We start from the raw sequence: 14497 nt of genomic DNA, 5'->3' as shown, positions 1-14497 counted from the left end.
TGCTATTAACCTATATATAGATTATAAACCATAAATTTACACATTGCTATATAAAAAAAGCTCACCAGCCAAGGCGGACAGCAACAATTTCTTTCTGCTGAACCATAATTAATTCACATCTTTCTATTGTAAGTGGCACTTTTTCTGCTTGAAAACCTAAATTAGTATCGTGTATGTAGGCGTCAGCCAATTATAGGTGTTATATCTTCATCTGATTCAATCCATAATTCTCCTACTAACACATTATCTAAAGATAATTCTCCACTTAACACCTATTCGAATAAATCTTTCTTTAACTCCATAGTATTTTTGAGTATAGCCTTAAATGCATTGACTTCTCCTCTTCGACCAATACGATATAATTTTCCGAATATGGTAAGGCAGTATGGTAAATAAATCGATTATTGATAACCGAATAATATCTTAGTTTCTCATCACGTCGGCAAAGCCAAGCATTAACATCATATCCATAATCCCAAAACATATTTTTCCAATCGGTGTTAAAAGCCAAAAAAACTCTGTATCTATTGCTTCTGCAAATACTATATTCATATAATCAACCACCTTACCTAATATTAATAATCTATACTGCACATAATTTTACTACTGTTTATTGATAACTTTTGAATTCTCTATATTAATATCTCTTCAATCTGCCAAAATTCTGTTTCTTGATACAGTTTCTTGAACAGCGGTTCACTTGCCAGCTATGCCCATCGTATTAACATAATGTTTCCCCCTCTACAAATTTAAATAATTTTTACTTCGTCATACATTACGGTTCCGAATCATTATTACCAATATATAACACAAAAGTAAGAATTGGAATAGTCCAAACTTTACTGCACCATATTTTCCTAAGTCGTCACAAGTAAAAACGTCACAAACTTTTATTGTTTGTGACGTCTAAAAAGAATATTATGTAGTAAAGTGGATAATAGCATAGTCACTAACTTTTCCATTATTATCAAGCATAATGTAGAAACCATTAAAATCTTCTGGCATTTGTCCAGTTTTAGTGAAATAACAAATGCTATTTGAATTATTTAAATCAACAGTTTTTTTTCTATTAGAGATCCCTCTGGCAAAACCATCCGCCTTCCCCTTATTGTCTGGTTCTCCTAATAAATTAATTACGTCTTCCTTTGTCATATTGTCAAAATTATGTTTTTTTATCATATCTTTTACTATTACAAATCTTTTGTTTGGTTCTGCAACCCATTTTTCCTGTGTAAAAGTTACTCTTTGCTTATACTGATTTGTTTTAACGGTAATAATTGCTCCTCCAAAAATAATAACCACAATTATTACTAAATAGATTATTCCTTTTTTCTTCACTATATCCCCTCCCCATCCACATGCACAATTGTTTACAGTTGTGACGTAACTTACGAAAAAGTATGACTATATATTTTTTCTTATTGTAAGTTTATTTGCTATACCAATACTGAATCCACCATAAATTCCACATAGTATAAAATATACAGTATTAGGAATTTCAATTATATATATACCCAATATACCCACCCCTAATATAAATACAAGAAAACTACAAACACAAAAAAATGGTTTCCACTCCTGACCTACTTTAAGTTTTAAACTTACTTTATTTGTTATCCCATATTTTTCATCAATTTTTGGATATATAAATAAAATTAATGCTAATGATAACATCATTGGTAATATAGGTAATATTTTATATAGTAACCTGCCCATGATCTACCCCCACAAATATATTAATACAGATCTCTTAAATACGATTCCGAATCATTGTTACCATTATATAACATAACAGTAAAAATTGGAATAGTCCAAACTTTACTGCACCATGTTTTCCTAAGTCGTCATAAGTAAAAACGCCACAAACTTTTATTGTTTGTGACGCCTAAGTAGAAGATTGTTCAATATCAATTATAATTTTACGGCAATTTTCACAATAGTGGGATATTAATTTGCCACCCCAAAGACTTGTTAATTTTATACTTACAGGAAATATCCCGAATCTCTTTTTTGCTTTATCTGCAATAAATTTTAAGTTGTCTCTTCCTCCACAAATCGCTCCATTCTTCATCTCATTTCCGCAATATGGGCATTTCATTACTTTGCTCCTTTATTTCGTAATTTTTAACAATTCTGACTAACAATATACATTCTATCATACCATAATTACCATAAATTAAGTATATTTACAATTATTTTGTAATGCGTAATAGCCTCAATGTGAAAGTAACTCAATTACCATTGTGTTACTTTCGCTAATCCAATCCATTTTACAAATTTGAGTTTATTTTATTATAAATTCAAAAATTGAAAACACCAAAGCAAGTATCATAGCACAAACACTAACTTTATCAACTTCTTTATTCTTCTTCCAATTCTGACTGGCTTGAATTAACGCTGACACACCTATCAATGGCACAATTACATCTGCTTCAGTTTTCCAAATACCTAAAATCTGCGTACATACAAATATTATTATGCTTATAGAACAAATATTGCTAAGTACAGACAGCACTTTTTCATCTGTTTGTTTTTTACTCCATTGTTTTTTACGCCAGCTACCATTTCTAAGTACAGACAGCGCTTTTTCATCTGTTTGTTTTTTACTCCAGCTACTTCTCATTTTTCCCATTGTACCTCCTCCAATACGATTAATTATTATTTTATTATCTAAGACGCAATATTTTACTGTTCCGAATTAATAATACCATAATTTATCATAAATATAAAGATTAGAGATATCCTAATCTTTATATCAGCTTAGTTTGCTAAAGTGCAACAATTTCTCCTGTAGATAAATACAAAGCAACCGATGCTCTGTAATTCTCAGGTACTACTTTCTTTGTGCTAGCTTCCACTGGCTCTAAATCCCACACCGACACCTTTACCAAATATCCATAAGCTTTTACTAAGTAATCTTTCATATTAAATTCCTCCTAATGTTATTATTTGTTCTGATAATGTTATTATAAGTTCAGTCATTTCGACTTTGTCTTTGTCAACTGGTTGGACTATTATTGATTCGTTTTTTGGATTGTCTACTTCCTTAATGATTGCTCCGCTTGGTAATATTGTAGTTTTATAAACATTTTCCATTTTTAATTCCACCCTTCTCTATAATACACAATATGATATATCATATGGACATGTGGTAGGACCACCAGGATATTCACACATAATCTCAATTAGTAAACTAGATTCAAAAATTATTGGTTCTGCTATGACACACACCCCAAAAGAGAAAGGCTCAGTCGGATATGAGACACCCCAGTCAGTTAGTTTTTCAGTCATACTATTATATGGCGTAGAAAGAAATCCAGTGGATGGATTGCATGATATAAGATCTTCCGTAATTAGACCAAAAACTTTGTTAATTTCTTTATTATTGTTGATATTACATTTAACAACCCCATCCACCGTAACCCTAACAAATGTTTTATAATCAATAGTAACACCCTTTGTTATGATTGTTTTTAAACGACCTTTTCCGGTAATTGAAAATATAGGACTATAATTTGTCGATGGTAGATATACATATTTATTTCGTTCTGATTTATTTACGCTTGTTTTTGTCCAATAATCAGCAGCTCCTTGAGGCTGGTAATTAATTATTTTACTCATTATGCAATTACCTCCTCTATACCATATATAGTAACAACACAATCATTCCCTATATCTTGGGACATAGCGAATACTTCACCTGCATTTAAGATGATTTTATTATCTGATATACTAACCCCTGTATCCTTCGTAATCGGTATGTTATGGCTTAATCTATTTGCACTTGCTAAACCATGAGCATACATATTTATTTTTCTATCAGTAGTCGTATTTTGATTGTCCGCCCATATCTCAACTATCTGAGTTCTAATGTTAGCAGGTGTTGTATACTTTGCTGTTACTGTAGCACTTAATGCTCCTTGATATAGTTTTTTAGGTGTTGCATCTCCTATAGCCATTATGCCATTCCTCCCATTCTAAATTTCCTTTTTTAGCATATTTGTTGTGTCAAATTATCAGTCAAATACGACGTAAAAACACCGTAAAATTCCTTAATAATACGGCGTTTTATGGGATTATTCGGTTTTAATAGTTGTGACGCTTAATAAGAATATTCTTCATGAATTTAATAACTTAATCATTTAATGTTTAACAATATATTTCGTATTTTATCAGTATAAATTTCACCTAAATTCTTAGTGCAATACTCAAAGTTATCTTGGTTATAACCGGCTTAAGATTAGTCATTTATTAAATACATATCATTCAGTGTTCTATTTTTAATGAATCCCAGGTGCTCATAGATTTCTATTGCTGGGTTATTATTAAAAACAAATAATCTAGTAGCTCGATAAGCAGTACTTGAACAGTTAATTGAATTTTTAATTAAGTAGCTTCCGATACCTTTTCCTTGATGCTCCGGTCTAACAGCAAAACTCATAATTAGTGGTAATCCTTCAAACTCCATATGTAAACATGAGCCCACAACCTCATTGGTAGCCTTACATATGACTACTTTTGAACTGTTATATAGTGTATCATTATCTTTAGTATTTTCAATAGCTGCCTCTACATGCTGGATATAGCTTTCTTTACTATCAACTGAATTGATGGTTGGATTAGCTGTGTATGCAGCTATTATCAAATCTGCGATTTCATTCTTATACTCTTCAACAACAGCTTTAGCTTCATAATTATCCGGAACAATGCAATTTATGGAGTCTGTAGGCCTAATCATCCAAAAACCATCTTCAAAAATTACACAGTCTTTACTTTCATAAAAAGGCACATAATCTTCTATTATTTCCTGAAGTAGTATTTTTTCAGTTTTACTTGATATTGTTTTTAAGTACTTTAATAGCTTGTCTGCTATGTATGTGTAATCATTATAAGGTGGTATAACAAATAAGTCAGCCATAAAATTGGGCTTCAAGAAAGCTCCACCTACAATCTTATCATCTTTCAAAATAAAGTAGCCTGAATCTATATATTTTGCTTTCCCCAACAGCATATCTGGTGAGTTTCTAAAATAATAATTCCCATACTTTTGGCCATGATAGACAACATGGTATTTAGAAAACACTTCCGGTTCTTGATAAGCCAGCTTAATATTATGTCCTAAATCAATATATTGACCAAGAACTTTCATTTCTTTAGTCATAGCAATTCCCCCTATTTATGTTAATTTGGAATATATTTTAACTAATTCTCATATCTCCTACTACTCTTACATCTGCCGGTAAATTTGTTGGATGTGAGAAATGTATACTGTGAAATTTCCAACCACTATTACATCTCAATAAAACTGCAGTAAATCTGAACGGCCTTACTACTTCTTCTCCAAGGTTAAGATCATACAAACTCATTGAAATAGTTCTTAATGTATCTAGTACTTTATCTTTTGATTTGATATCTGACTCTATATTTTCTTTGATTTTATTCAAACATTTCTCGTATGATCTAGTTTCACTAAGTGTGCTATTTAAAAATCCCTCTGTAGTAACCCATGCAACATCTCCTAGTGAAGAAACAGTAGCTCCATCAATATCAAGAACTACATTCGCCCAATACTTCCAGTCTGAACCAATCAAGTTTTTAATATCTTCTTTCCCAATGCACCATTCAGAATCTGCTGTTCCAACTATTAAAGAATCTTTGTCATTCACAAAAAGCTCCTCGACAAATTTATCCAATAAATTCAAGTCTCTATTTGTATATCCCTCTTGAAATCGGGTTAATTGCGCTTAGTGAAGGAATGTGCCACCATTTTTCTGAATTATTTTCGATATTCATCCCACCACCTTCACTCCCGCCTAATTTATTCTGTATAAAAAAATCTGAATTAATTATAAATTCAACACTCACTTTAAGGTCAATACATATTACTAGTGTCTAAAGTCCATTCTAATAAATTCCTTACCATTTGGAAGTATATATTTTTTATATTTAATGCAGGTAAACTTAATAGTAGAGAATAGATATTTAAGCTTATTTTCATCAATGTCGTGATGAATAAATAAAATGGGTTCAAAATGTAAATTAAGGTCTGAATTACTTATAAATGAATTGTCATTATTTTTCTGTATAACGCAGGATACTACATCTACATTAATTTTATTTTTATCAATAATAGATACAAATTCCTTTTCACCTATGTATTCAATAATTAAATTACATATTAATAAGTTAGTGTAAGGTAAAACGATAGCATCATCAATTAAGTCACCGCAGATAATTTCTAACGTACTTCCCAAATTTTGATATCTTTGTTTGCAAATATCAAGATAGTTTCTGTTTATGTCAACGGCATAAACTTTTTGTGTTATTAAAATATCAATATTATCAAGGCCATTGCCACCAGCAACCCCTAACACTCCAACAAACGTGCGTTGATTGTCCTGCAATTGTTCTTTAGTAATCTCATTTAAGGTCTGTAGTTGATATACTTCATCAGATGACATATGATTTTCATACGTTTCCAAATCAAGTGATTTCCATGGATTACTCATTCTTAAAATCCTCCTGATTTATACATTTCAGTATGTTTTTAAACTCCCTACTCATAGTCACTCAATAATATTTATTTATCAACCACGTTATTGCATCTGATATATCTTCAGCTATATAATCTGGTTCAACATCTTCCCAAAGATATTTGTATTCACCTAAACTTCCCTTTCCCCAACCTGTCTTTACTAAAATCTTAATTGCCCCAACTGAATTTGCTGCTATCATATCAGTTCCGACATCACCAATAACAATACAGTTTGATAAATTTAAACCATACTCTTTAGCTGCGTGTACTAACATCCCTGGTTTTGGCTTTTGGCATTCACAATTTGAATTCATTTCATGAGTACATATATATGTATCTGTAAAACCATAATTTTCAAATTCTCTTCTAAAATCCTCAATCTTAGCCTCACCTTTAGATATTCTATGTTGGTTTGTAAATGAGAAGATTTTTATTCCCATTTCTTTTAACTTCTTAATCTCATCATAAAAATTTTCATATGGTTTAAATTCATCTGGGTGAATAAAATGACCACTTCCTCCAATAGTACCGTCTCGATCTAAAAAAACAGCTTCTATTCCCAATAGAATCACTCCCTATTCATAACGTTTATATATTAAAAAATTTATCCCACTTTCTATAGTTTGTTTACATACTCTTTATACATATTTCCACGAACCTCAAAATCCTTAAATTGATCCCATGAAGCACATACAGGACTTAGAAGAACAACATATCCTTCACTAGATGAACGGTAAGCGATCTCTGTAGCATCTTCTAAGGTATTAACAACTTTACAAGGAATACCACACTCCATAGCGAAATCATTTATCCTCGTCTTTGCTTCACCATATGCTACAATTAGTTTTACATTTATTAAATAATCCGTAAGCTCTGCAAAGCTGTGCCCTCTATCTAAACCACCCAACAATTATATAGTTGGTTTTACAAATGACGATAGAGCTATTTGGGTTGATGTCACATTAGTGGACTTAGAATCATTATAAAAATCTATATTGTTTATGGTTTTAACATATTCTATTCGATGCTCTACACCACCAAAAGTTTTTAAAACACTAAGGATAACATTATTATCTACACCTAATTCTTTAACAACTGATATAGCTGCCATAACGTTTTCATAATTATGCCTTCCTTTAATTCCCACTTCATCCAAAGCTATTATTTTATCGTTATTATAACAAATATATCCATCAATTATTGAACAACCTAATTTATTTAATGAATTAGATGAAAAATATTTTTTAGTCGATTCTATATTTTTTGTTAAGCCAAGCACTTCTTTATCATCTAAATTAAGAATTGCTATATCACTTTTAGTGTGATGATTGAAGATCCTCTTTTTCATGGTTTTATAAATCTCGTATGAACCATGAAAATCAAGGTGGGCTTCCGATAAATTAGTTAATAAGGATATAGTTGTTTTAAAATCTATCACGTTACACAGCTGATGATCGGACACTTCCATAACAGCAATGTCTTTATCTTTTAATTGAGTCACAAAAGAACACACTGGGTATCCAATATTACCCATTAAAAACGCACTCTTTGATGCCTTTTTTAAAAACTCATAAATTATTTTAGTTGTAGTTGTTTTACCATTAGTTCCCGTAACACCAATAATTGTGACCCCCGTGGGGAAATAGCGAAATGCTAATTCCATTTCATTGATAACAGGCACCTTAAATTGACGGGCTTTTTCCATATACTTATGATTATTCGAAATACCTGGATTTTTAACTATCATCTCAAAGGTACTATCAATTAAATCCTCAGGGTGACATCCTAAAACAATTTTGATACCCAGCGATTGTAACTCATTCATTTGTTCTACGTTTTGTTCAGTCTTATCATCATTGACAATAACGTCATAGCCTTTGCTAGCCAGTAACTTTGCTGCCTCGTAGCCACTTCTAGCCATACCTAGGACAAAGACTTTCTTATTATCACTCATTTTATCAACTCCTTTATCATACCTAATATACTATTACTCATATAAATACAATTTCACATGATACCCTTAATTAAGGAATCAAATTTTCTTAATCATATTCTTCAGCTAACATTTCTTGTTGCCGACATTTCCAAACCCTAGTGCACCCTTAATAATTTTTTTTACAATTGAATTACCATTACTTCCTCATCCCACATTATTTCACCTGTTTTTTTAAATCCTAAGCTTTCGTATAACTTTTGTGCAACTATATTTTTAGGCTCAATGCTTGTATAAAATTTTATATTACCGTATTTCTCTTTGATTAAATCTAATAGTTTTAATACAGCCATTTTCCCATAACCTTTACCTTGATATTTTTGGTCTATCATTAACCTACTCATTTCCATTCTTTTTGTATCTGGATCTAAATCATACATTATAAAGCCAGCCATTACTTCTCCGTCATAAATACATAATGGATAAATCTCTTCTTCAAACTTACCTTGTAAAATAGAGTACCAATTTGCTGCAACATAATCTTTTTGCTTTTCTGTTACACTTAACTCAACACACTCTTCCCAATTATCTTTCTCAATTTTTTTAAAAGTCAATTCCATTTATATCCCTCCAATTTCTTATTCTAATTAATTATTTAAACAACTCTTCTTTATTTGTTTATTAATCCTTATGAACTATTATTAAATCTCTATTAAAATGGCATATAACGTTTGGTGTTGCCGATATTTACCGGCCCTAGTGCGACTGGACTGGGAAATGTGCCTTAGCGATGCATCAATCACTAACCTATATATAGATTATAAGTCATAATTTTACACGTTGCTATAAAAAAATAGTCCGCCAACAAAGGTGGACGGCAATGTTTTATTATAGGTCATTTAACTACTACACTTTGAACAAGACCTACTACAGTTATCCCTGGATTTAATACATACTACATGAACATTATGAATTATTATAAATAAACATATAATTATTTATTTTACTACTTAATCAATAGCTCTTCGATAAACGCTGGTGAAAAGCTATTTGTTTTTATATATTCCATAAGTTGCTCATGGATATAAGGTACATAGTTAACGTCTTCTAAATTGGATATTTGTACCCACTTTGCTTCACTTGACATCTCGGGATTATCAGGGTCTATATCAGGGATAGATGGTGGCTTAATCTTATCATCACCATTTAAAAAGCAACGAAATACAAGACTTATTTGTGGCCTTTTACCGTAAATAAAATTACAATTATTAGGTTCATATTCAAGTGCAAATATAAAATCATGCACAGTAACATTTAAACCAGATTCTTCAAGTATTTCTCTAACTACAGCTTGTTTAACAGTTTCTCCAGGTTCAACACCGCCTCCAGGTATATTATAATATTCGCCACCACCAAATTCATTTAATAAAATTTTATCATTATTAATAAGAATGCCACGGGCACTTACTCTAATATGAAAACTCATTTTGATTTTCCTCCCTTTAGCAATAATACCTTATTACATTGACTGGTAATTCTGACTTTATTTTTTTAGCAATTCTTCAATGTTGGCTACTTTTTCTTGTAGCTCTTCTATATCTTTTACAGACCTATTTAACATTCTGAAACATCTTTGTATCTCTAAAATAGATATAATTATTATAACTGATATAATAGCAATACCACCCATGGTTTCTCCTTTAAACTAATCTTTAATTTTATTTCATTCAATACCTATATTCTTCATAAATTTTAATATACCTCTATATTTGTATAAATTTTAATTATATCCCATAATATTAAATTTAAGTAATTAAATAAAAGTTTGCTACTCTTCTCGATTAATCTAACGTTTTGAACCGAAGACGTCTATGAATCTAGCCAGGCCTGTCTTGGTAACCTGATGTGCTGTGGCTGTTTTTTCAAACAAAAACGAACTTGAGTGTCTTGTTATGTGATTTTGTACACGAAAACTGCCAATAATCATAAGTAATACTCATTATTTATACCAGGCAAACTCAAATGGATTAAGACATGATTTACGATTTGGATTTTTTCAAATTCTATTCTACAAATAGTAATACATTTCCTAATAAATTCTTTAGCCATATCTTCTGTAAAATATTTTGTTTTTTCATCTGTTGAAAAATTAAAATCATTAGTCATATCTAGTAAGAACTCTTCCAATATAAACGGATATATCTTATTTATTTCATCTTCTGCAAAATGTTCTGGGACCTTCAAAGTATTGGTTAATTTATAAGTCTTTACTAAATATCCATTTAGTATTGCATAATCATTATGTAGTGCCTCCAAGATTTCCTGTCCACGATTGCCACCCAATTTATAATCATAATATAAAAACTTTCTATACATTGCATCTTCAATCAAGTGAAAATAATATCCTAAGTACAAACTGTCCTCTAATAACTTTGTTGAAAACTGTTTGTGAAAACTAGTGAAATCCATCATTTTTTTCTTTCCTTCACAAACGGTTAACTTGTAATGACTAGTCGCATGTGCCTTTTGTCCGCGAATAATTGCATCCGGCAACACATTTCCAATTCTTAATCTATTAACATCACTTACGTCTATGAATTCTTCCAATTGTTTGCATATAGCTAAATGGATTATTCTTGATGCCATTATTCTACCTCCAAAATATTTAGAATCTATGTTTTAGGATTAGTGTATAATGTCACATAACATTGATTGTTGCCTACGTAGGACAAAATTAATCGAATGGGCAGATTTTTTACAAGGACACATACCTAATCATGGATTGGAAGGTCAAATCAAATAACATTATCTTCTTAAGTATTGTGTAAATAAACCCATTGACATAATAATGTTAATTATTAGTATAATTATTGCTTTAATTCTAATGAAGTCTATTGCACCTTCCCTTTCAATTAGTCCAGTATCTCGTCTTAAATTCCAAAAAACTTGAAAATCAAAAACTTTATTGGGATATATAATTGAATATGTCCCAATTATTATGGATACCCCAAAAAGTATTACTGTAAAAATCAGCATATTCCTCCCGCCTTTCATTAACTTTTAATATTTTCAATAAATAGTTCAATGGATTCTTAAAGAGTTCACGTGTTTCTGCAATATATATATATAAGAGTTACTTACTAACTAAATATTATGCTCATAATCCTTATTTGATTGCGTAAACAGTAAATTCTCCTGGGTGTTTCTAAAATATCCCTACATAAAGTACAACTATGTTTTAAAATATCATTCCAAATAACTTCTAAGCAATTACTCGTTTATTCTAAAATTCCGTATAAAATTTCGCGTTCAAGTCGCCGAGAAGCTTAGAATGGTTGTTTAGAAAATTTTTCAGCAATCCTTTCTAGAAAAGGATGTTAAATAATTCTGATAGAGACTGAATTGTAAAATCCGATTTTTCATTTGGTTCAATACTATTTGTATTATAAAGACAAGTTTTAATACTTGCCTTTTTCGCACCTAATATGTCACATTCTCTATCTCCAATGGCTAGTACCGAATCATTACCCATACTATATTTATTAGTAAAATAAGTGAATCCTTCTGGGTCTGGTTTCCTCTTAAAGCAATGATGTTTTGTTCCAATTTCATCAAAACAATCGATCATACCATGCTGTTTCAAGAATTTAAGAGTTGAATTTCCTCTGTGTGTTAATATGAAATTTCTTCCTCCATTTTTTTTGAAATGAAAACATAGTTCCTTAGCATATGGAAATGGCATAACCTTATCTGCTTCAAGATTTTTTTCGTAAAATGAAAACTTTTCAATAAAATCATCACTCAAAAGATAAATTCCCTTAAAGTGATTTATAGCATTTGTTACAGAAACCTTCATATATTTTAAAATTTCATCTTCACTTACCTCAACACTATTATCACCTAATGCTCTTTTAAGAGCATATACCATTCCTGGGTATGTATCGAATAAAGTACCATCAAAATCCCAAATAATATTTTGAAACAAAACTACTCCCCCCTCTTAAAGTCGTTGTTCCTTATCCAATCATCTTTTAAAATTGCATATAAATCCAAATCATAAAACTCTTTATTATCATGGAACTTAACTTGTCTTAATGTTCCTTCGTACTTCATCCCACTTTTAGCCATTACCTTTCCCGAAGCAATATTATTTGTGTCATGCTTTGCCGCTATTCGATTAAACCCAACTTCAGAAAATAAATAGTCAATTACTGCTTTTAAAGATTCACTCATTATTCCCTTACCCCAATATCCTTTTGACATACAATATCCTATTTCACAAGAATAGTAATTTTCATCTAACTTGACTATAGAAATACCACCAATAACTTCACCAATTTCTTTTAATTCAATAGCCCAATTATAAATATTATTATTCTCATACTCGTTAATCCACTGCTCTAAAATTTCTTTAGTAACGTCTACATTGTTATGTGGTTTCCAAGTTAAGAATTTTGTAACCACACTGTCATTTACCCAATTTTTAAACATATCATAGGCATCATCAAATTCAAATCTTCGCAGTAAAAGCCTGTCTGTATTTATTATTTGTGTACCTTTATGCATTAACATAACAATTTCTCCTCTTGATTTTAATATTAAATAATTTTTCTTTTATATAAACCGTAGTAACTTACAAACGTGCATTGGCGTTGTTTTAACTGCTAACTTACATATAGACTATAAGCCATAAATTTTTACAGGGTTATATAAAAATAGGTTATTGTGAATTCTATTACTAATCTATATATATGTTTAAAATCTTTTCTATTTCAAGTACTGAATTTGAAATCTGTTCATTATTTTCAATATGAAGCATTCTAAAATAAAGACTTCGAAGAAAATTTTTCACATTCGTTCTAGCTTTGAACTTAGTTATTCTCTCATTAATTTGGAGTACTTTACTTAACCCTTGAATCCAATTACAAATATATTCATCGCTTAATAATTTATCTTCTATAATATTGTAATAAATTATATTAACTAATCGCTCATCTTCTTCAGCACTTAAAAACTCTTTCCCTTCACATAATCTATTTTCTATAGATAACATAACTTCTTTACAAGTGTCTTCCGTAATTCCTTCACAATTAATCAATAAATCTATCCCATCTGCTACATGTGCTAAAGCATGTATCCACCCTTTATCACAGTCATATCCACGTAAATCTTTTTCTTCATTGAAATATTTAATTAAACAATCTTTTGTTTTCATTATCATATCTTTATCTAAGAAATTTTCATCTAAATGTACGCATAAAATAGGATTTACTAAAAGTATTGAGAAGCTCCTTTTTAATATAGAATCATCATTCTCTTGTCCCATATTATAAAATGCAAAATCTTCACTCAATATCGTATTTAAGAGATTTGATAATTCTTCATTAGTAAAATATCTTTTTTCTTCAATTCAATTAACAAAAGTATTTAATATAAGTTCATCTCTTAGTTCTTGGTCTGTATCTCCAATATATTTAAGCATTAATTCAAGATAGTATGTAACTTTTTCATCTTCCCTAAGATTGTATTCATTTTCTTTAATTCTTTTTAAATTTTTTTAAGGATTTTTTTTCATTACACATATTAACACCCTCTTGTGAGCCTCCCATCGCTGAAGTGACGGGCTTCTATCATTACTAATAAAGTTTCCCACATCATTGTCCTCGTAACCTACTAACTCCATGGGCGTTATACTTCGGATAAGTTCCTACCCTACATTTTATCTATATAAATTTCTATAAATTATTAAATCGCTATTTCTAAATCCAATTCATTTATTCCTTGTTTTAGAATATTTTTTGATGCGTTTTCATCCCTATCATGAATGTTTTTACATTCCTCACAAGTCCACTCTCTTATTGATAGCAATTTAACCTTCTTATTTACTGCTCCGCACTCAGAGCAAATCTGAGAACTAGCGAACCAGGGACTTATTTTATGATATGTTCTCCCGTACCAATTTGCTTTATATTCTAGTTGTCTTGTAAACTCTGACCATGATACATCTTGAATACTTTTTGCCAAATTAT

The 14497-nt window shown here is 30.3% G+C and carries 24 protein-coding genes and 1 pseudogene; all 25 read right to left on the bottom strand.

The window, feature by feature from the left end; all coding sequences use genetic code 11:
- Window positions 1–61: 61 nt before the first annotated feature.
- Window positions 62–190 carry a hypothetical protein gene (locus ACREV6_RS12840; RefSeq protein ID WP_431578429.1) on the bottom strand — a complete coding sequence of 43 codons (129 nt, stop codon included), beginning with the start codon at window positions 188–190 and terminating at the stop codon, window positions 62–64.
- Between the two features lie 233 nt (window positions 191–423).
- Window positions 424–594: a hypothetical protein gene (locus ACREV6_RS12835; protein WP_431578428.1), complete on the bottom strand. Its 171-nt coding sequence runs from the start codon at window positions 592–594 to the stop codon at window positions 424–426.
- A 324-nt stretch (window positions 595–918) separates the two neighbouring features.
- Entirely contained in the window at window positions 919–1338 is a 420-nt protein-coding gene (locus ACREV6_RS12830; protein WP_431578427.1) for a hypothetical protein, read from the bottom strand.
- Between the two features lie 66 nt (window positions 1339–1404).
- Window positions 1405–1716, bottom strand: coding sequence for a hypothetical protein (locus ACREV6_RS12825; protein ID WP_431578426.1), 312 nt, complete (start codon window positions 1714–1716; stop codon window positions 1405–1407).
- Between the two features lie 169 nt (window positions 1717–1885).
- Window positions 1886–2098 carry a PF20097 family protein gene (locus ACREV6_RS12820; protein WP_431578425.1) on the bottom strand — a complete coding sequence of 71 codons (213 nt, stop codon included), beginning with the start codon at window positions 2096–2098 and terminating at the stop codon, window positions 1886–1888.
- Between the two features lie 186 nt (window positions 2099–2284).
- Complete coding sequence (locus ACREV6_RS12815) at window positions 2285–2632, bottom strand: hypothetical protein (RefSeq protein WP_431578424.1); 348 nt, start codon at window positions 2630–2632, stop codon at window positions 2285–2287.
- A 136-nt stretch (window positions 2633–2768) separates the two neighbouring features.
- A complete protein-coding gene (locus tag ACREV6_RS12810) occupies window positions 2769–2924 on the bottom strand; it encodes a CD1375 family protein (protein ID WP_431578423.1) in 156 nt (51 codons plus the stop codon).
- Window position 2925: 1 nt separating this feature from the next.
- Window positions 2926–3096: a hypothetical protein gene (locus ACREV6_RS12805; protein WP_431578422.1), complete on the bottom strand. Its 171-nt coding sequence runs from the start codon at window positions 3094–3096 to the stop codon at window positions 2926–2928.
- An 18-nt stretch (window positions 3097–3114) separates the two neighbouring features.
- On the bottom strand, window positions 3115–3621 hold the full coding sequence (locus tag ACREV6_RS12800; RefSeq protein ID WP_431578421.1) for a hypothetical protein: 507 nt from the start codon (window positions 3619–3621) through the stop codon (window positions 3115–3117).
- Window positions 3621–3959: a hypothetical protein gene (locus ACREV6_RS12795; RefSeq protein ID WP_431578420.1), complete on the bottom strand. Its 339-nt coding sequence runs from the start codon at window positions 3957–3959 to the stop codon at window positions 3621–3623. Before ACREV6_RS12795 ends, ACREV6_RS12800 begins: the two co-directional genes overlap by 1 nt.
- Window positions 3960–4240: 281 nt before the next feature.
- The gene (locus ACREV6_RS12790; RefSeq protein WP_431578419.1) at window positions 4241–5161 is read right to left on the bottom strand and encodes a GNAT family N-acetyltransferase; all 921 of its coding nucleotides are present in this window, start codon (window positions 5159–5161) and stop codon (window positions 4241–4243) included.
- A gap of 37 nt (window positions 5162–5198) precedes the next feature.
- A pseudogene (locus ACREV6_RS12785) lies at window positions 5199–5723 on the bottom strand (nuclear transport factor 2 family protein); the annotation flags it as partial.
- 162 nt (window positions 5724–5885) lie between these two features.
- Window positions 5886–6509: a class I SAM-dependent methyltransferase gene (locus tag ACREV6_RS12780; RefSeq protein ID WP_431578418.1), complete on the bottom strand. Its 624-nt coding sequence runs from the start codon at window positions 6507–6509 to the stop codon at window positions 5886–5888.
- Between the two features lie 61 nt (window positions 6510–6570).
- Window positions 6571–7098, bottom strand: coding sequence for an HAD-IIIA family hydrolase (locus ACREV6_RS12775; protein ID WP_431578417.1), 528 nt, complete (start codon window positions 7096–7098; stop codon window positions 6571–6573).
- 53 nt (window positions 7099–7151) lie between these two features.
- The gene (locus ACREV6_RS12770; RefSeq protein ID WP_431578416.1) at window positions 7152–7442 is read right to left on the bottom strand and encodes a Mur ligase family protein; all 291 of its coding nucleotides are present in this window, start codon (window positions 7440–7442) and stop codon (window positions 7152–7154) included.
- Window positions 7443–7445: 3 nt separating this feature from the next.
- On the bottom strand, window positions 7446–8489 hold the full coding sequence (gene murD / locus ACREV6_RS12765) for a UDP-N-acetylmuramoyl-L-alanine--D-glutamate ligase (RefSeq protein WP_431578415.1): 1044 nt from the start codon (window positions 8487–8489) through the stop codon (window positions 7446–7448).
- A 161-nt stretch (window positions 8490–8650) separates the two neighbouring features.
- Window positions 8651–9088: a GNAT family N-acetyltransferase gene (locus ACREV6_RS12760; protein ID WP_431578414.1), complete on the bottom strand. Its 438-nt coding sequence runs from the start codon at window positions 9086–9088 to the stop codon at window positions 8651–8653.
- 386 nt (window positions 9089–9474) lie between these two features.
- A complete protein-coding gene (locus ACREV6_RS12755; protein ID WP_431578413.1) occupies window positions 9475–9954 on the bottom strand; it encodes an NUDIX domain-containing protein in 480 nt (159 codons plus the stop codon).
- A gap of 57 nt (window positions 9955–10011) precedes the next feature.
- Complete coding sequence (locus ACREV6_RS12750) at window positions 10012–10158, bottom strand: hypothetical protein (protein ID WP_431578412.1); 147 nt, start codon at window positions 10156–10158, stop codon at window positions 10012–10014.
- A gap of 293 nt (window positions 10159–10451) precedes the next feature.
- Window positions 10452–11114: a hypothetical protein gene (locus tag ACREV6_RS12745; protein WP_431578411.1), complete on the bottom strand. Its 663-nt coding sequence runs from the start codon at window positions 11112–11114 to the stop codon at window positions 10452–10454.
- Between the two features lie 159 nt (window positions 11115–11273).
- Entirely contained in the window at window positions 11274–11504 is a 231-nt protein-coding gene (locus tag ACREV6_RS12740; protein WP_431578410.1) for a hypothetical protein, read from the bottom strand.
- A 328-nt stretch (window positions 11505–11832) separates the two neighbouring features.
- Window positions 11833–12453, bottom strand: coding sequence for an HAD-IA family hydrolase (locus ACREV6_RS12735; RefSeq protein WP_431578409.1), 621 nt, complete (start codon window positions 12451–12453; stop codon window positions 11833–11835).
- A 2-nt stretch (window positions 12454–12455) separates the two neighbouring features.
- Entirely contained in the window at window positions 12456–13040 is a 585-nt protein-coding gene (locus tag ACREV6_RS12730; protein WP_431578408.1) for a GNAT family N-acetyltransferase, read from the bottom strand.
- A 166-nt stretch (window positions 13041–13206) separates the two neighbouring features.
- A complete protein-coding gene (locus ACREV6_RS12725; protein ID WP_431578407.1) occupies window positions 13207–13794 on the bottom strand; it encodes a DUF2785 domain-containing protein in 588 nt (195 codons plus the stop codon).
- Between the two features lie 419 nt (window positions 13795–14213).
- A partial coding sequence (locus tag ACREV6_RS12720) for an RNA-guided endonuclease TnpB family protein (protein WP_431578406.1) occupies window positions 14214–14497 on the bottom strand: 284 nt, incomplete at its 5' end.

The organism is Clostridium sp. (genome assembly GCF_050717515.1).
Lineage (GTDB): Bacteria > Bacillota > Clostridia > Clostridiales > Clostridiaceae > Clostridium_AD.
This window is presented reverse-complemented; position numbering and strand designations above follow the sequence as displayed.